Below are 16884 nucleotides of genomic sequence, written 5' to 3' on the forward strand. Positions count from 1 at the left end.
TCATTTGATGGATGGGGGCGCAACGTCTTAATCTGCGACCCACTCTTATTTTTCCGGGTTCCCGCGCCGCATCGGGCGTAAACGGGGGCCTCAATCCATGCAAGGAGCCTTGCGATGAGCATCAAGACCATTAACTCCACGCCGGCCGCCGACGGCTTCACCATGCCCGCCGAGTGGGCGCACCAGCAGGCCGTCTGGATGATCTGGCCGTTTCGCCCGGACAACTGGCGCGTAGCCGGTCGCTTCGCGCAAGAGACCTTCGCCAAGGTGGCCGATGCCATCGGTGGCGCCACCCCGGTCTTTATGGGTGTACCGGCCCAGTTTATGGAGCAGGCCCGCGCCATCATGCCCGCTCACGTCACTCTGGTCGAAATGGACAGCGATGACTGCTGGGCCCGCGATACCGGCCCGACCATCGTCACCAACGCTGCCGGCGAGTGCCGTGGGGTGGATTGGGGCTTCAACGCCTGGGGCGGCCACAAGGGCGGTCTCTACTACCCGTGGAATCAGGATGAGGAAGTGGCAGCCCAGATGCTGACTCAGCACGAGATGGCTCGCTACGATGCGCCGCTGATTCTGGAAGGTGGCTCCATCCACGTCGATGGCGAAGGCACCTGCCTGACCACCGCCGAGTGCCTGCTTAACGAAAACCGCAACCCGCACCTGACCAAAGAGCAGATCGAAGCTCACCTGCGCGACTATCTGGGCGTCACCAGCTTTATCTGGCTGGACGAAGGCGTCTACATGGACGAAACCGACGGCCACATCGACAACATGTGCTGCTTCGTGCGTCCGGGTGAAGTGGCCCTGCACTGGACTGACGACCAGAACGATCCCCAGTACGCCCGCTCCGTGGCCGCCCTCAAGGTGCTGGAAGCGGCGGTCGATGCCAAGGGGCGCAAGCTGAAAGTGTGGAAGCTGCCCCAGCCGGGCCCGCTGTTCTGCACTGAAGAGGAGTCTGCTGGCGTCGAGAGCGGTACCGGTGTGCCGCGCGAGGCAGAAGGCCGTCTGGCCGGTTCCTATGTGAACTTCCTTATCACCAACGATCGCATCGTCTATCCGCTGCTGGATGCCGCCACCGATGGCGAAGCCCAGCGCATTCTGGAAGAGATCTTCCCGGAGCACACCGTGGTCGGCGTGCCGGCCCGCGAGATCCTGCTGGGCGGTGGCAATATCCACTGCATTACCCAGCAGATCCCTTCAGGTCAATAAGCTGGTCGAAGAGTGTAGAAATTCAAAACCCCACTCAGTGGGGTTTTATCCCTTGATAGTGTGATGGTCGCAGGTGCTGATGCGGCGATCATCATGACAAACAGTCACCCTTTTACAGGAGATCCTAAATGATCGAAGTGACCGAGGTTTCCATTGCCGAGCTGCGTGCCGCGCTCGAATCAGGCCGCACTACTGCGGTCGAACTGGTCAAGGCCTATCTGGCCCGTATCGAGGCCTACAACGGCCCCGAGACTGCCACCAAACTCAATGCCGTGGTGGTCGCCAATCCCGATGCGCTGAAAGAAGCCGAGGCTTCCGATGCCCGCCGTGCCCGTGGCGAGACCCTGGGGCCGCTCGACGGCATCCCCTACACCGCCAAAGACAGCTATCTGGTCAAGGGGCTGACCGCCGCCTCCGGCAGCCCGGCCTTCAAGGATCTGGTTGCCCAGCGCGATGCCTTTACCGTTGAGCGCCTGCGTGCCGCCGGTGCCATCTGCCTTGGCAAAACCAATATGCCGCCGATGGCCAATGGCGGCATGCAGCGCGGCGTCTATGGCCGTGCCGAGAGCCCCTACAATGCCGCGTACCTGACCGCGCCGTTTGCCTCCGGCTCCTCCAACGGCGCCGGTACCGCCACCGCCGCCAGCTTCTCCGCCTTTGGTCTGGCGGAAGAGACCTGGTCGAGCGGCCGTGGCCCTGCCTCCAACAACGGCCTGTGCGCCTACACCCCGTCCCGTGGCGTCATCTCGGTGCGCGGCAACTGGCCGCTGACTCCGACCATGGATGTGGTGGTGCCCTATGCCCGCACCATGAACGACCTCTTGGAAGTGCTGGATGTGGTAGTGGCTGACGATGCCGATACCCGTGGCGATCTGTGGCGCATGCAGCCCTGGGTGCAGCTGCCCAAGGCGTCCGAGGTGCGTCCGGCCTCCTATCTGGAGCTCGCTGCCAAGGCCGATGCCCTCAAGGGCAAGCGCCTCGGCGTGCCGCGCATGTTTATCAACAAGGATGAACTGGCCGGCACCAGCGAAAACCCCGGCATCGGCGGCCCGACCGGTCAGCGCATCCATACCCGCGAGACCGTGATTGCCCTCTGGGAAGATGCGCGCAAGGCGCTGGAAGCCGCTGGCGCCGAAGTCATCGAAGTGGACTTCCCGCTGGTCTCCAACTGCGAAGGGGACCGACCCGGCGCGCCGACCGTGTTCAATCGCGGCATCGTGAGCCCGGAGTTTCTCAACGACGAACTGTGGGAGCTCTCCGGCTGGGCGTTCGACGACTTCCTGCGCGCCAACGGCGATCCCAAGTTGAACAAGCTTGAGGATGCAGATGGGCCGAAGATCTTCCCCCACGATCCGGGCACCCTGCCGAACCGCGAGGGCGATCTGGCAGCGGGCATGGACGAGTACGTCAATATGGCCAAGCGCGGCCTGAAATCCTGGGACGAGATCCCCACAGTGCCGGATGGCCTGCGTGGTCTGGAGAAGACTCGCAAGCTCGACCTGGAGGACTGGATGGACGGGCTCAAGCTCGACGCCGTGCTGTTCCCGACCGTCGCCGACGTCGCCCCGGCTGATGCGGATGTGAATCCGGCCTCCGCCGATATCGCCTGGAGCAACGGCATCTGGGTGGCCAACGGCAACCTCGCCATTCGCCACCTCGGCGTGCCGACCGTCACCGTCCCCATGGGCGTGATGGCCGATATCGGTATGCCGGTAGGCCTGACCTTCGCCGGTCGCGCCTATGACGACAACAACCTGCTGCGCTTCGCCTCGGCCTTCGAGTCCACCGGCAGCAAGCGTATGGTGCCGCCGCGCACGCCGCCGTTGGGGTGATTGGTAGTTGGGGCTAAATAGCCCGTGTTCGTCTGGGGATAATGAAAATATAACCACCCATCACTATGTGGGTGGTTTTTTTATTTTCCATTCTCAACCCAATAAGTAAATATAAGCAAGTGATTGGAATTAATTTTCATAGTTAGATGGATGTGTGGAAAGTGTTATTTTTGATGCCAACCTTCTGATGGCTTAAATAAATGTTCATATGTTTTCATGTCTTTATCTAACAAAAGTACAGAGTCTTCTGCTGTGAAGAAATACCTCTGAGCAGTTCCCGCTATTTTTGTGTTTAATAGCGAAACAAATTTTTCATCTGCTTTAAATGTTGACTGTTTACAAGGTTCATTTCTCGCTATCACTGCCATGTTTTTATTAATAGCAAAACAGATTTCATTTTCAGGTGTATCGAGACCTAAATATATTCCTTTCATCATATCTCGATGGCTGATATAACATGGGTTATCAGATGTAATGAACTTTTGTGAAGGCTCAGATATGAAGAGTTGAAAGTGTTTATTACTAAAGGAGTTAATAGCTATTTTTAACGATGTTAGCTCCGCTGATATGATATTACCTTTTGTTGCCATGAGTTTATGTCTGTTAGTTACTTTGATTCCATCACTTAAGCCATCATCAATGAAGTTCTCTATATAAAGTAAATTTTCAGTTAGTAAGTTTCTTCCCTTTGGGTTTCTTAACCACAAAGTGGCACCTAATAAAAATAGGCCAGTCAAATCTTCTTTAGATGGTATAGCTTTATTCTTTTCCATAAAATCTAAAGTAAGTTTTATTTTTGGTTCAATATCTGTGGCATAGAATTTTTCAATTGATAAGCTGTCTGCCAATCCAGGCAGGGAGTAATAATCTCTTGATTTACAAACATTGGTAGGGCTAGTTTTATAAGTTTTTTTTCCATCGACGGGAACTACACAAAATTGTGCACTTTTATTATTGTCCATGGTAAATCCAGCTAAATAGCTAGCCGGAATATAATGGTGCCCAGCTTGCCTTCCCATCTATATCTCCAAGTGAAGCTGTTGAAGGTGATTTTCCTGCTCATTGTAACTTGGGATATTCAGGGATTCCCAGCATTTCGGCTCATGTACATTTCGTATGTTGTGCGCCATATGCTCATCTCGTAGAGCCGTAGAAACTGAATAGCGCAGCGTATTCGGACGATCGCGAAAGGTGGCCGAGAAGCCGCTGGTATCCAGAGTTTCCTGTCGGTCTTGCCGTAACTCGGTGCGCGGCGGTATGCGGACGATTACGCTGCGCTAATCGACCCTACATTATGTGGCTTATTGTTACCTCCTCCCTCATCCCCAGCCCTTCTCCCGCAAGGGGAGAAGGGAGCAAATAGGCTCCGCTGATTGTGCTTTACGTACGAGGTTCGGGTGGGGATGAGAGTTTGGAATTGGCACGGGCCATTCCCTCTCCCTCGGGAGAGGGTTAGGGCCGTAGGTTCGAATAGCGAAGCGTATTCGGACGATCGCGAAAGTAAGGGCGTTGAGGTGACGCTGATGTTCAGGGTTTCCTGCTTCTCTTGCTATCAGGCTATTCGCGGTAAACGGACGATTACGCTACGCTAATCGACCCTACATGATGTGGCATATTGTTACCTCCCCCTCATCCCCAGCCCTTCTCCCGCAAGGGGAGAAGGGGGCAAATAGGCTCCGCTGATTGTGCTTTACGTACGAGGTTCGGGTGGGGGTTTGGAATTGGCCCGGGCCATCCCCTCTCCCTCGGGAGAGGGCTAGGGTGAGGGGCTGCTATCTGTGTTGCAGGTTCGAATAGCGCAGCGTATTCGGACGTTCGCGAACATGAGGTCGTTGCCGATTTTTCCGGACTTTCCCCTGACTTCACCCAGACTTCACACAACCTCATTTTCCCCTCACAAATCCCCCGTATCTTCTGCCCACTGCTTAAAAGGCCCGGCTTGCCACAGGGGTGGCGAGGGGGCGGTTGGTTCGAGGGAGCAAGATGATGAAAAGTTGGATGAAGTGCACATTGGCCGGGGCCGTGGTGCTGATGGCGAGTTTCTGGGGCGGCAGCGTGCGGGCGGCGGGGATCTCCCTCAAACAGGTGAGCGGCCCTGTCTATGTGGTGGAGGACAACTACTACGTCAAAGAGAACTCCATGGTCTATTTCGGGGCCAAGGGGGTGACTGTGGTGGGGGCGACCTGGACGCCGGATACCGCCCGCGAGCTGCACAAGCTCATTAAACGGGTCAGCAGCAAGCCGGTGCTGGAGGTGATCAACACCAACTACCACACCGACCGGGCGGGCGGTAACGCCTACTGGAAGTCCATCGGGGCCAAGGTGGTGGCGACCCGCCAGACCCGGGATTTGATGAAGAGCGACTGGGCCGAGATTGTCGCCTTTACCCGCAAGGGGCTGCCGGAGTATCCGGATCTGCCGCTGGTACTGCCGAACGTGGTGCACGATGGCGACTTCACCCTGCAAGAGGGCAAGGTGCGCGCCTTCTACGCGGGCCCGGCCCATACGCCGGACGGCATCTTTGTCTACTTCCCCGATGAGCAGGTGCTCTATGGCAACTGCATCCTCAAGGAGAAGCTGGGCAACCTGAGCTTTGCCAATGTGAAGGAGTATCCGCAGACCATCGAGCGGCTCAAGGCGATGAAGCTGCCGATCAAGACGGTGATCGGCGGTCACGACTCACCGCTGCACGGGCCTGAGCTGATTGATCACTATGAAGAGCTGATCAAGGCGGTTCCGCAGAGCTGACCCGCGCTGTTTTTAACAATGCCGCAGCTTGTGGCAAGCGCAGCGCCGGTATGAAACGCTGCACACCCTCTATGCAAAAGGGCCCGTTACGGGCCCTTTTGCTATCAGATCAGCCACTGCCACCAGGTGAGGCCGATGCTCATCACCACGGCAAAGCCCACGATGGCGATCACCAGACCGATGCGCATCCACTCCGCGCTGGTGTGATAGCCCATCCCCATCAGCAGCGGGATGCGGGCGTGGGAGTAGGTGGCGAGGTTGCAGCCGACGTTGGTGATGGCGGCGATGCTGAAGATGGCTAGCTCGGCAGGTACGCCGACCGCCAGCAGGGCCCCGGCAATGACCGGCGCCAGCGCCACCACCTTGGCGGTGGCCGAGGCGAAAGCGTAGGAGGTAAAGAGGTAGAGCCCCATCACCACCAGCAGCATGGGAATGGTGCCGAGCCCGCCGAGGGTGCTGTGCATAAAGCCGGAGAGTTCATCCCCCAGCCAGCCGGTAAAGCCGACCCGTTTCAGGTTGTCGGCCATCCCCATCAGCACGCTGAACCAGATCAGGGTATCGAAGGCGGCGCTGTTGCCCTTCACATCGTTCCAGTTCAGCACCCCGAGCAGCAGCAGGGCGGCCAGACCGAGAAAGGCGACCGTGGTGGCATCCAGCCCCAGATTGCTGCCGCCGACCCAGAGCACCACCAGACCGACAAAGACCCCGAGCAGGCTTTTCTCATGGCGGGAGAGGGGGCCCATTTTGGCCAGCTCCTCGCGGGCGAAGCGGGGGGCATCCGGCGTGTCGCGGGTCTCGGGGCGGATCACCATATAGAGCACCAGCGGCATGATCAGCAGCAGACCGATGGCGGGCGGCAGCAGATAGAGCGCCCATTCGCGAAAGCCGACCGTCAGCCCGGCGACGCTGGCGGCAATGCCGACCAGCGCCAGATTGCCGGCAAAGCCGGTGCTGAAGGCGACCGCCGAGGCGTCGTTCATGGCGCTGACGCTGGAGAGCAGGAACTGCCCCAGCTTGCGGTCATCCTTGTTGATGGTCTTGGCCAGCGAGTCGGCAATGGGGGCGACGATGGCGGCGCGGGCCGTGTTGCTCGGGGTGGCGGGGGCCAGAATAAAGTCGGCAACCGCCAGACAGTAGGCGGAGCGCAGGGTGGACTGGCCAAAGCGGCTGAGCAGCAGCAGGGCGATCCGCTTGCCAAGGCCGGTCTTGGCAAAGGCGCTGGCAATCATGAAGGCGATGACGATAAGCCAGATCAGCGGGTGGTTGAAGTCGACCAGCGCCCCTTCGATGGCCGCCTTGGGGGTCGCTTCGCCACCGGCATGGAGCACGGCGTAGAGCCCGAGGGAGAGGATGGCGATATAGCCGGTCGGCGCTATGTTGGTGACGATGACCAGAATGGTGGCGATAAACAGAATGGCGGTGTGGTAGGCCGCCGGTGCCAGTCCGGCCGGGGCTGGCAGCTGCCAGCAGACGATAGCCAGCAGCACGGTCACGAGTGCGGCGAGCTGGGCGAGAGTGAGTTTTTTCATAAGATTCCTGTCCGGAATGAGTGGGGAGGGAGCGATTGAGGCCGCTTCGGCCCTACTATAAGAGGGGTAATGGTGGATGCCAAATCCATCAATTACACCAAATGAGTATTCGATTAATTGCGGCTGTTTTTAACGGCGTCTTTGGCTTTGTGAGCTCGGGTTGATGAAGGGGGGTGAGTGAAGGAGTCGTTGCGACCTGGGGGGCTGGCGGGATTAAGGCTGTTCAAGGGGGCGGGGCTTTCATAAGATGGCCCTCTCTCTTTTCCCTGAAAGTTATCCCTTTTCGTTATGCAATACGCCTCTCTCGCGCGCCTCAAGCAGGCCTTTATCACCGGGATGTGGGCCTCACTGGTCAGCATCGTTATCGGCTTCGCCTTCAAGGTGTGGCTGGCGCAGTGGGTCGCCAAGGGGGAGCTGGCGCTGTTCAACAGCGTGGTCGATTTGATCTCCCTCTCTTTTATCCTGATGACAGGTTTTCGCTCCTCCATGGTGGTGAGCTACTCCCAGACCAAGAACGATCGGGACATCATCAATATCTTCCGCTACTTCCTCATCGGCATCGTGCTGCTCACCTGGGGGGCGGTGATCCCCTATATCAAGCACGGGCTCCATATCCGGGTGGAGTATCTGCAACTGGTGGGGGTTATCTTCGGGCTGGGGCTCAAGGTCTACTTCACCAATCTGGTGGCCATGTACCGGATGTATGCGCTCTCCAACCGGGTCACCTGGCTGGAGCCGCTGGCCAACGGTCTGCTGTTTATGGCCTGCTATTTCGGACTGGGGATGGATGCGCTCGCTTCGCTCTTCTACGGGCTGACCTTCTCGTCGCTCGCCATCGCCGGTTATATGTATGTTTCGCGGCGCCGGGCCATCGCCACCAAGCCGCTGGCCAAGGTGGCGCTCGGCCCCGAGATGGTGAGCTATGTGAAGAAGAGCTTTACCGCCTCGCTGGAGGCGGGGGCCAGTATCCTGATGATCTACATCACTGTGCTGCTCACCATCCGCCACTTCAGCATCGACGAGCTGGGGGATTTTCAGGTGGTGGTGCGTCCCATCTTCACCTACATGACCACCCTGTTTGTCTTCCCCATCTACCGCTTTGTACTGCCGGAGCTTGCGGTCAATCTGCGCAATGGCGATCACCGCCAGATAAGGATGATCCGGCGCTGGATCTTCCGCCTCTCCGCCATCGTCAGTCTGGCCTTCTTTGGCTTGATGCTGCTGGCGGGCAAGCAGCTGGTGTTGCTGTTCTTCCCCGCCGACTACGTGGGGGCGGTGCCCGTGCTGTTCCACTTCTCCATCTTCTTTATCTTTATGATGCTTAACGGCTATCAGCTCGCCTATATCAAGGCTCACGGTCACTTTACCCAGAGTTTGCTGATCCGGCTGGCTGGCATAGTGGCGCTGGTTGCCGCCTACTATCTAGTGGCCGAATTCACCGCCAACGTGGTGGCGATTATCGTGGCGCTGGGCCTCGGTTATATGGTGATGTTTATCCTCTCGACCCTGGCGGAGCGGCAGATCTTGCGATCCCTGCCACTGGTGCTGGCGACCCGCTAGGGTGCTACTCGCCAAGAGCTGACACCTGTCAGATAACAAAAAACGCCCGTGCGGGCGTTTTTTATTGGCGGTGCAGGGGAGGCTTAACGCTTGCCCTTGCCACCCTTGTTGCCAGCGAGGGCCTGCTTTCTGGCGCGCTGCTTCTGGGCCGCCTTGCTGTTGCGGCGTGGCTCGGGCTCGAAGCGGGTGAGATCCGGCTCAAAGCCCGGGAACCACTGCTGGGGCAAACGGGTGTCGAGCACCGCTTCCACCTTCTCCAGCAGGGGCGCATCTTCCGGGCTGAACAGGGTAATGGCGAGCCCCTTGTTGCCGGCACGGCCGGTGCGCCCGATACGGTGGACGTAATCCTCGGCCACAAACGGGAACTCGAGGTTAATCACATAGTTGAGATCCGTGATATCGAGGCCGCGGGCTGCCACGTCGGTGGCTACCAGTGCCTGCAGGGTGCCGGCGCGAAACTCCAGCAGAACTTTTTCACGCGCGCTTTGCGACAGATCGCCGTGGAAGGCGAGGGCATTGATGCCCGCTTTGCCAAGCTGCTGGGCCAATTTGTCCGCCCCTTGGCGGGTGCGGCTGAAGATGAGGGCCGGTGCCCACCCTTTCACTTTGAGCATGTGCTCGACCAGCGCCAGCTTGCGATCACTGTCCACCGTGTAGACCCGCTGCTCCACCTCGGCCGCCGTGGTGTTGCGCGGTGCCACTTCAATCAGCTCGGGGTCGCGTAGCAGCACCTTGCTCAAGGAAAACAGGTTGTCGTCGCAGGTGGCGGAGAAGAGCAGGGTCTGGCGATCCGCCGGGATCTGTTTTAGCAGCGCCTTGATCTCGTCCATAAAGCCCATATCGAGCATGCGATCCGCCTCGTCAAACACCAGATGGCGCAGGCTATCAAGGCTCAATGCCCCCTGACGCAGATGGTCGAGCAGGCGGCCCGGGGTGGCGATCAGCAGATCCACCCCGGCTTGAAGCGCCTCCACCTGAGCCGCGATACTCACCCCGCCGTAGACCAGCGTGCTGCTGAGATCGGTGCCCTGGCCGTAGCGCGCCACGCTCTCGGCGACCTGCACCGCCAGCTCGCGGGTCGGCACCAGCACCAGCGCGCGGATCGGGCGCTGGGACGCCATTTGCGGCTGCGCCAGCAACTGCTCCAGCAGCGGCAGCACAAAGGCGGCGGTCTTGCCGGTGCCGGTCTGGGCGCCCGCCATCAGATCCCGCCCCGCCAGAATGACCGGGATGGCGCGAGCCTGAATGGGGGTGGGTGCGGCATAGCCGAGCTCGCTCAGGGTCTGCTGCAAGCGGGGGGAGAGGGCCAGTTCGGCAAAGGAGGCAATGGACATAAAAGGCACCAGTAGGGGGTTATCGCGGCCAGCGGCCACAACGACACAATCATCGTGGCCGCGATGGTAACAGAAGCAGAGGGATCGGCAGAAGGCGGCTATGACGCGGCGGCATCCGGTAACGGCCGGATCAGCCGGATCGCTTTGCCCTCGTAGCTGGCGATGTTGTGCTTGCCGTGCTGTTTGACGTGGTAGAGCAGCTCATCGGCGAGATGCACCGCCTCGGTGACGGTGAGGTAGTCGCGAATGCGGATCACCCCGGCGGAGAAGGTGATGGGGGCGGGCAGCTCGGTGATCCGCAATGGCCGATCCAGCAGGCGACCAGCTGAGTGGATCATCATCTCGTCATCCTCCATTCCCTTGAACAGCACGATAAACTCCTCGCCGCCCCAGCGGATGGCGCTGTCCACCTTGCGGATATTGCTTCTGAGATGGCGGGCAAAGGCGACCAGTGCCAGATCCCCGACGCCATGGCCATAGGTGTCGTTGATCGACTTGAAGTTGTCGATATCGAGGATCATCAGGTAGTCGTGCTCGTGCAACAGAGTCTGACTGAGCACATCCCGGCGTGGTAGCAGGGTCAGGTGGTCGGTGTGCGCCAGCGTTCGTAGCCGTTGGTAGATCTGCTTCCAGGCCACCATGCCCAGCAACAGCACGATGAGATAGACCTTGAATGCTGCGCCATGCAGGGCCAGTTTGATGAAATCGAACCAGCTGTAGGACCACTTCAGATAGAGATCTTCCCCTGCCTTGGTACGCATAAAGGGTTTGCTCAGGCAAAGGTGCCAAGGGGTGCAAGGCTCCGCTGCTTGAAAAGAGACGTTGGTACGGGTCGGGTTGAGGGCGTCAAAGGGACGCAGCACATCCCGAAACGCCTCATCGACGGCGATATCGATACCGAGCAGGCCGTATTTGTAGCCGCCATGCCCCGACTGATGGATAAAGGGGAAGTACATCACTATGGTGTTGCGCATGCTGAAACTGTCGATTTGAATGTCGGAGACAAAGGCTTCATCGGTACTGCAAAAGGGACGCCCGGGTGCAAATCTGGCGCAACCGAAGTAGTGATACCAGGCGGGCAGGATCATCAGATCCACCTTGAGCGGCGCCAGTGTGGCGGGCAGCAGCTTGTTGTCGGCCACCATGCCGATCAGCCGGTAGTCGTTCCAGATGCTGTAGATGTTGATCACCTCCGGATAGGAGAGGGCATAGCGGAAAGTATTGAGGATATTGGCAGCCGGGTAATGCAGGGGAACATTGGCAAAGCGGTACTTGCTTCTTAAGTCGTAACCATAGAGGTAGTTGGTGTTCGGCTTGTTTCGAATGAGGTGGGTTGGGATCTCCAGCGACCGCTGGTAGGCGAGATAGCTGGTGATGTTCTCCACTTCGAGGATCTTGGCCCGCTGATAGAAGACCTCGAACACATTTTTCTGGCGGGCTGTGATGAGATCCATGTCGTGCTGGATATTGAGATAGGTGTAATAGAAGACGCAGCCCAATCCGGTCAGGGCGAGCAGGACCAATCCGATCACTTTGAGGATGAACTGGCGGGCAAACGCCAGTGGCCAGCGCAAGGCTGAGGGTTTACCTGACAGTAAGGTCATAGGACTTTGGGTGCGGTACCAATAGGGGGGTGGGCGCCATGCGAATCAAGTATACGCGAAAGAAATCCCGGCAGGATCCACCGATAACCCTTGCCAGAAGCTGAAGTCCTCACCACTTATTTACCCCTACTCCACTATCCGCACGCTCTCGCTGGCCAGATGGTGCAGCCACTCCCTGACGATCAGCAGTACGGCGGCAAAGTGCTCGTCGCGGGGCAGCAAGCTGGCAGCGAGGGGATCCCCTTCCGCCATGGCGGCCAGCTGGCCAAAGGCTTGTTCCACCAGATCACGGTCGAGCTGGTTGTCCCCCAGCGCTTCGGTCAGCGAGGGCTGGCTACGCAGGGTCAGCTGCAAGCCGGGCGGGATCTGCGGGGTGATGCGCATCAGCTCATCTTCTACCACCATGATGGCCCGCTCCAGTTCGAGCGGGGTGGGGGGCGCGTGGCGAAACGGCCCGGGTTGGATGGCATCGATGCCGAAGGTGAGAATATATTCGAAGGTGGTACCATCAATCTGGCCGAGCAAGACCCTGCTGTGGGTTTTACCTATTTCAAGCAGCAGTATGCTCTGCTGCGGGACTGGCTGGATCATCGCGAAGGCTCCTCTGCATCGATAATTTGCCTCTTCATCTTGCGCTCGGTACGACGGATTTGACGAGCCATTTGTGGGGCTGGGCGGATTACCTCTTGCAATTATCGTTATTAATGGCAGTCTGGATGGCTAAATGTTGTGGCATTTGTCATTTCCGTTCCGCTTCAGGAGTTTAGATATGGATATTCGCACCGCTCCCCGCGCCATCGCGCTCGCCCTCATGCTGGCCAGCGGCATCGCCGCTGCCAACGAAGCGCTGGTGATCCAGACCGATTTCGGCCTCAAAGATGGCGCCGTGTCGGCCATGAAGGGGGTCGCCTTCGGGGTGGATCGCACCCTGCCGCTCTATGACCTGACCCACGAGATCCCGGCTTACAACATCTGGGAAGCCTCCTACCGCCTCTACCAGACCCTGCAGTATTGGCCCAAGGGCACAGTGTTTGTCAGTGTGGTGGATCCGGGGGTCGGCACCGAGCGCAAGTCAGTAGTGCTCAAGACCAAGAGCGGCCACTACATCGTGACCCCGGACAACGGTACCCTGACCCTGGTGGCCGAGCACTTCGGCATCGAGGCGGTGCGCCAGATTGACGAGAAACTCAACCGCCTCAAGGGCTCCGAGAAGTCCTACACCTTCCATGGCCGCGATGTGTACGCTTATACCGGCGCACGGCTCGCCTCCGGCGCCATCAGCTATGAGCAGGTCGGCCCGCTGCTGCCCGCCGAGGTCGTGAAGATCCCCTATCAGCCTGCGGTCGCCGAGAAGGATGGCACCCTCAAGGGCACCATCCCGATCCTCGATGTGCAGTACGGCAACGTCTGGACCAACATCGACGATGCGCTGCTGACCAAGGCGGGGATCAACAAGGGGGATAACGCCTGCATCAAGATCCGCGAAGGGGATGTGGTCAAATATGACGGCAAGGCGCCTTACGTCAGCAGCTTCGGTGACGTGCCGGAAGGTCAGCCACTGGTCTACCTCAACAGCCTGCTGCAGGTGTCGGTGGCGCTGAACATGGACAGCTTTGCCGCCAAGCATCAGGTGCAATCCGGCGCCAACTGGCATATCAGCCTGAAGAAGTGCTCCTGATCCGCATATATAAGTAGAGATAGAAATAGCAACGGGCGCCTCGGCGCCCGTTTTGTTCCCTGGTAGTAAAGAAAGGGATCAGAACTCGTTGGAGAGCGCCTTGTACCCTTTGACCAGATCGATATTGGTATGAGCCACGTCTTCGGAGAATTCGGCGGCATCCACCGAAACCCGCGGGAAATAGAGGGATCAGAACTCGTTGGAGAGCGCCTTGTACCCTTTGACCAGATCGATATTGGTGTGAGCCACGTCCTCGGAGAATTCGGCGGCATCCACCGAAACCCGCGGAATATGGGTCAGATCGCTCTGCTGGTTGATGCGGGTGGTGGAGGGGACGTAGAACTCCGGCGGCAGATCGCAGCCATCGATCACCGAGTTGTGACGCACCACGGCACCATCGCCGATATGGCAGTTGAACAGCACACTGTTGAAACCGATAAAGACCCGGTTCCCCACTTCGCACGGCCCGTGGACGATGGAGCGGTGGGCGATGGAGGTGTACTCGCCGATGGTGACGGCTGCGCCGGATTTGGAGTGGATCACCACGCCATCCTGAATGTTGGAGTTGGCGCCAATGACGATGGGCTCCATCTCGCCGTTGGCATCCACCTCGTCGGCGCGGATCACAGCATAGGGGCCGACAAAGACATTCTCTTTGATGATCACCTTGCCGCAGATGATGGCGGTCTTGTCGATATAGGCAGATTCGTCGATGACAGGCAGATGGCCGGAGGGATTCTTGCGGATCATGTGACATCCTGTGGTTGCTTGAAATGATGCAGTGGCGCACCCGGCGCCAGGATGCCAGCTTACGCCTCGTTATTATCCGGGGAAACCCAGAAGTGGTCTGACCCTTGTCGCAAGCCTTGGTGGGAGCACTGTTTCCGCGCGCTGGAATATGGGAGCATTGCAGCCATTCCCGAGTTGGTTGAAATGGACATATATAGATGAAGAAGATGATTGCCCTGCTGGCGGGTGGTTTGTTGCTCTCCTCGGCCGCACAGGCCAAAGGGGTTGCGGGCGACTTTGATTACTATGCGCTGGCGCTCTCCTGGTCGCCAGAGCATTGTGCCATCAAACCGGCGGATCGGGACCAGTGTTCCCGCAAGCTGGGGTTCGTGCTGCACGGGCTCTGGCCCCAGTACGATCGCGGTTACCCCAGCAACTGCACCCGCGAACGGCTCGACGCCAACATGGAGCAGAAGTTTGCCGGCCTCTACCCCAGCCGTTTCCTCTATCGCCATGAGTGGGAGAAGCACGGCACCTGCTCCGGCCTGAGTCAGCCCCAATTTCATCAGCTGGCAAGCGACCTGCGCCAGAAAGTGAAGATCCCGGCGGCCTATCAATCCCCGGAAGAGCCGCTGCGCAAGAGCACTTTCCAGCTCAAGGCCGATCTGGCGAGCGCCAACCAGTGGCTGGCTCCCGACAACATCACAGTGGCTTGCGCCGATGGTGGCCGCTTCCTGCGGGAGATCTACATCTGCGTCAATAAAGAGGGGACGGATGCGGTCACCTGCTCCGCCGAGATGCAAAAGCGTGAGCGTCGCTCCTGTGGCCAGCCGGACTTCCTGCTGCGCAGCGTGCGTTAAGCCTCCACTCTCTTCATCAGGCCCCTTGCGGGCCTGATGTTCAACCATGGTTATCAGAAAGGAGTCTGAAAGATGGATGGCAACAACCGGTTTGGCCCGACAGAGCGGGCCCTGCTGCTCGGGGTGAAAGGGGTGGGGCCGACCGTTATCGGGCGGCTCGAACAGCTGGGCTACCATACCCTGGCCGGATTGGCCGAGGCCGACACCACCCATATCGTCCAGCTGGTGGCCAGCATGCTGGGCTCGACTTGCTGGCAGAACAGCCCGCAGGCGCGCAGTGCTATCGACGGCGCCATTGCGCTGGCCCGCGCACATCTGGCGGCGGATGCGACAAACGGGGTGAATGGATGAGCCTCTTTACCGAACTGGGGATGCGTTATCCCATCATTCAGGCGCCGATGGCCGGTGTGCAGGGAAGCGAGCTGGCGCTGGCCGTGACCCGTGCGGGCGGCTTGGGCTCCTTGCCTGCCGCCATGCTCACGCCAGCGGAGCTGCGCAGCGAACTGGAGCGACTTGCCCAAAGCGGCCTTGGGCCATTTAACATCAACTTCTTCTGCCATCGGCAACGGGAACCGGATCCCGTTGCTCTGGCCCGCTGGCAGCAGTGCCTTTCACCCTACTACGCAGAGTTTGGTCTGGAGCATTCAGCTGTTATGACGGCACCAAGCCGTGCCCCCTTCAATGAGGTGCACGCCGCCATGGTAGCCGAGTTCAGACCGTCGGTGGTCAGCTTCCACTTCGGTTTGCCCGCGCCCGAGCTGCTTGTCCAAGTGAAGGATGCGGGGGCCAAGGTCTTGGCCAGCGCCACCACGGTGGCGGAGGCTATTTGGCTTGCTCACCATGGCGCCGATGCCATCATTGCTCAGGGATTGGAGGCGGGTGGTCATCGCGGTCATTTCCTCTCTGAGGATCTCGCGCTGCAGCAGAGCACCCTGACCCTGTTGGCGCAGATCCTAGCGGCAACCGACCTGCCGGTGATTGCCGCAGGTGGTATCGTCGATGGCAAGGGGATAGCCAACGCGTTGCAAATGGGGGCGAGCGCTGTGCAGATGGGCACTGCCTTTCTCTGTTGCCATGAAGCGACCACCTCGACGCTGCATCGCGCCGCCATCCATTCACCAGAGGGCCAGCAGACGGCACTGACCAATCTGTTTAGCGGTCGTCCGGCGCGGGGTATCGTCAATCGTCTGATGAGGGAGTTGGGCCTACTCTCGGAGCTTGCCCCTCACTTCCCCTATGCCAGTGGCGCACTGGCACCGCTGCGTGCCGCCGCCGAGAAGGCGGGGGACAGCGGCTTCTCTCCGCTCTGGGCTGGCCAGAATGTATCGGGCTGCCGGGATCTTCCCGCTGGCGAGCTGATGGCGTGCTGGGCCAAAGAGGCTGGATTGGGATAAGCGCTTCTATATATGCCTTATACGCCTCTTTATATAGAAGATGCCGAGGGCGCTGCGCGTTAGACGCGACAGTGCGGCGATGATGGATGAGTGCCAGGCCAGTACCCTTGTAAGGCATTCATCCGATGTAAAACGTCCTCACTCCACCCTTAGTTGTGGATAAGTCTGTATAAAGGCTGTGCGTTGATATGAATAACCAAGAATTTGCACTTTTTTGCAATTTTATTGCGGTAAAGCCTTGCCAATGTGAGCTGGATCTCTATAATGCGCCACATCGACAGGGCAAGCGGCAACGCAAACAACCTCGTCGATAACCTCGAAAAGCCCTTGAAAATAAGGCTTGACTCGAGAAGGCGGTTGAGTAGAATTCCACTCCCGCAGCAACGAACTGTTGCGTCGCTCTT

General features: G+C 59.0%; 15 protein-coding genes. 8 read left to right on the forward strand and 7 right to left on the reverse strand.

Features of this window, described 5'->3' with window-relative positions:
* Nucleotides 1-114 precede the first annotated feature (114 nt).
* Both aguA and G5367_RS16295 read left to right on the forward strand, forming a co-directional pair.
* Nucleotides 115-1212: an agmatine deiminase gene (gene aguA / locus G5367_RS16290; RefSeq protein ID WP_201961399.1), complete on the forward strand. Its 1098-nt coding sequence runs from the start codon at nt 115-117 to the stop codon at nt 1210-1212.
* Between the two features lie 128 nt (nt 1213-1340).
* The gene (locus tag G5367_RS16295; protein WP_216979427.1) at nt 1341-3044 is read left to right on the forward strand and encodes an amidase; all 1704 of its coding nucleotides are present in this window, start codon (nt 1341-1343) and stop codon (nt 3042-3044) included.
* Nucleotides 3045-3208: 164 nt separating this feature from the next.
* On the opposite strand, the gene G5367_RS16300 is transcribed toward G5367_RS16295, so the two are convergent.
* Nucleotides 3209-4063, reverse strand: coding sequence for a DUF4238 domain-containing protein (locus G5367_RS16300; RefSeq protein WP_421244537.1), 855 nt, complete (start codon nt 4061-4063; stop codon nt 3209-3211).
* Nucleotides 4064-5027: 964 nt separating this feature from the next.
* Between G5367_RS16300 and G5367_RS16305 the strand changes: the two genes are divergently transcribed.
* Nucleotides 5028-5792, forward strand: a complete 765-nt coding sequence (locus G5367_RS16305; protein ID WP_245148366.1) for a CphA family subclass B2 metallo-beta-lactamase — start codon at nt 5028-5030, stop codon at nt 5790-5792.
* Nucleotides 5793-5896: 104 nt separating this feature from the next.
* On the opposite strand, the gene G5367_RS16310 is transcribed toward G5367_RS16305, so the two are convergent.
* Nucleotides 5897-7321 (reverse strand): DASS family sodium-coupled anion symporter, encoded by a 1425-nt coding sequence (locus G5367_RS16310; RefSeq protein WP_124241738.1) that lies wholly within the window; start codon nt 7319-7321, stop codon nt 5897-5899.
* Between the two features lie 288 nt (nt 7322-7609).
* Here G5367_RS16310 and G5367_RS16315 point away from each other — a divergent pair, with 288 nt between their 5' ends.
* Nucleotides 7610-8881: a hypothetical protein gene (locus tag G5367_RS16315; protein WP_421212612.1), complete on the forward strand. Its 1272-nt coding sequence runs from the start codon at nt 7610-7612 to the stop codon at nt 8879-8881.
* Between the two features lie 83 nt (nt 8882-8964).
* Here the strand turns inward: G5367_RS16315 and G5367_RS16320 are convergent, their stop codons facing one another.
* The 3 genes from G5367_RS16320 to G5367_RS16330 form a co-directional block, all read right to left on the reverse strand.
* Nucleotides 8965-10215, reverse strand: a complete 1251-nt coding sequence (locus G5367_RS16320; RefSeq protein WP_421222912.1) for a DEAD/DEAH box helicase — start codon at nt 10213-10215, stop codon at nt 8965-8967.
* Nucleotides 10216-10313: 98 nt separating this feature from the next.
* Complete coding sequence (locus G5367_RS16325) at nt 10314-11789, reverse strand: GGDEF domain-containing protein (RefSeq protein WP_421222923.1); 1476 nt, start codon at nt 11787-11789, stop codon at nt 10314-10316.
* A gap of 156 nt (nt 11790-11945) precedes the next feature.
* A complete protein-coding gene (locus G5367_RS16330; protein WP_245148361.1) occupies nt 11946-12410 on the reverse strand; it encodes a hypothetical protein in 465 nt (154 codons plus the stop codon).
* A gap of 178 nt (nt 12411-12588) precedes the next feature.
* Between G5367_RS16330 and G5367_RS16335 the strand changes: the two genes are divergently transcribed.
* Nucleotides 12589-13497, forward strand: coding sequence for an SAM hydrolase/SAM-dependent halogenase family protein (locus tag G5367_RS16335; protein ID WP_042052329.1), 909 nt, complete (start codon nt 12589-12591; stop codon nt 13495-13497).
* 189 nt (nt 13498-13686) lie between these two features.
* On the opposite strand, the gene G5367_RS16340 is transcribed toward G5367_RS16335, so the two are convergent.
* Nucleotides 13687-14247: a carbonate dehydratase gene (locus G5367_RS16340; RefSeq protein ID WP_005343397.1), complete on the reverse strand. Its 561-nt coding sequence runs from the start codon at nt 14245-14247 to the stop codon at nt 13687-13689.
* 197 nt (nt 14248-14444) lie between these two features.
* Here G5367_RS16340 and G5367_RS16345 point away from each other — a divergent pair, with 197 nt between their 5' ends.
* From G5367_RS16345 to G5367_RS16355, 3 genes are all read left to right on the forward strand, one after another.
* Complete coding sequence (locus G5367_RS16345; protein ID WP_005343399.1) at nt 14445-15086, forward strand: ribonuclease T2 family protein; 642 nt, start codon at nt 14445-14447, stop codon at nt 15084-15086.
* A gap of 72 nt (nt 15087-15158) precedes the next feature.
* Nucleotides 15159-15437, forward strand: a complete 279-nt coding sequence (locus tag G5367_RS16350; protein WP_058053285.1) for a hypothetical protein — start codon at nt 15159-15161, stop codon at nt 15435-15437.
* Entirely contained in the window at nt 15434-16480 is a 1047-nt protein-coding gene (locus G5367_RS16355) for an NAD(P)H-dependent flavin oxidoreductase (RefSeq protein ID WP_421244536.1), read from the forward strand. The genes G5367_RS16350 and G5367_RS16355 overlap by 4 nt, the downstream gene beginning before the upstream one ends.
* A 222-nt stretch (nt 16481-16702) precedes the next feature.
* Here the strand turns inward: G5367_RS16355 and G5367_RS16360 are convergent.
* Nucleotides 16703-16884, reverse strand: a 182-nt coding sequence (locus tag G5367_RS16360; RefSeq protein WP_421244535.1) for a hypothetical protein, incomplete at its 5' end; no start/stop codon positions are given.

Origin of the sequence: Aeromonas sp. 604282 (genome assembly GCF_049170575.1) — a bacterium.
GTDB lineage: Bacteria > Pseudomonadota > Gammaproteobacteria > Enterobacterales > Aeromonadaceae > Aeromonas > Aeromonas veronii_A.

Bases quoted from the DNA above. Each gene is read 5' to 3' on its own strand.
- aguA (WP_201961399.1), top strand. From the start codon at position 115: ATGAGCATCAAGACCATTAACTCCACGCCGGCCGCCGACGGCTTCACC.
- G5367_RS16335 (WP_042052329.1), top strand. From the start codon at position 12,589: ATGGATATTCGCACCGCTCCCCGCGCCATCGCGCTCGCCCTCATGCTG.
- G5367_RS16340 (WP_005343397.1), bottom strand. From the start codon at position 14,247: ATGATCCGCAAGAATCCCTCCGGCCATCTGCCTGTCATCGACGAATCT.
- G5367_RS16305 (WP_245148366.1), top strand. From the start codon at position 5,028: ATGATGAAAAGTTGGATGAAGTGCACATTGGCCGGGGCCGTGGTGCTG.
- G5367_RS16345 (WP_005343399.1), top strand. From the start codon at position 14,445: ATGAAGAAGATGATTGCCCTGCTGGCGGGTGGTTTGTTGCTCTCCTCG.
- G5367_RS16315 (WP_421212612.1), top strand. From the start codon at position 7,610: ATGCAATACGCCTCTCTCGCGCGCCTCAAGCAGGCCTTTATCACCGGG.
- G5367_RS16330 (WP_245148361.1), bottom strand. From the start codon at position 12,410: ATGATCCAGCCAGTCCCGCAGCAGAGCATACTGCTGCTTGAAATAGGT.
- G5367_RS16295 (WP_216979427.1), top strand. From the start codon at position 1,341: ATGATCGAAGTGACCGAGGTTTCCATTGCCGAGCTGCGTGCCGCGCTC.
- G5367_RS16300 (WP_421244537.1), bottom strand. From the start codon at position 4,063: ATGGGAAGGCAAGCTGGGCACCATTATATTCCGGCTAGCTATTTAGCT.
- G5367_RS16355 (WP_421244536.1), top strand. From the start codon at position 15,434: ATGAGCCTCTTTACCGAACTGGGGATGCGTTATCCCATCATTCAGGCG.
- G5367_RS16320 (WP_421222912.1), bottom strand. From the start codon at position 10,215: ATGTCCATTGCCTCCTTTGCCGAACTGGCCCTCTCCCCCCGCTTGCAG.
- G5367_RS16310 (WP_124241738.1), bottom strand. From the start codon at position 7,321: ATGAAAAAACTCACTCTCGCCCAGCTCGCCGCACTCGTGACCGTGCTG.
- G5367_RS16350 (WP_058053285.1), top strand. From the start codon at position 15,159: ATGGATGGCAACAACCGGTTTGGCCCGACAGAGCGGGCCCTGCTGCTC.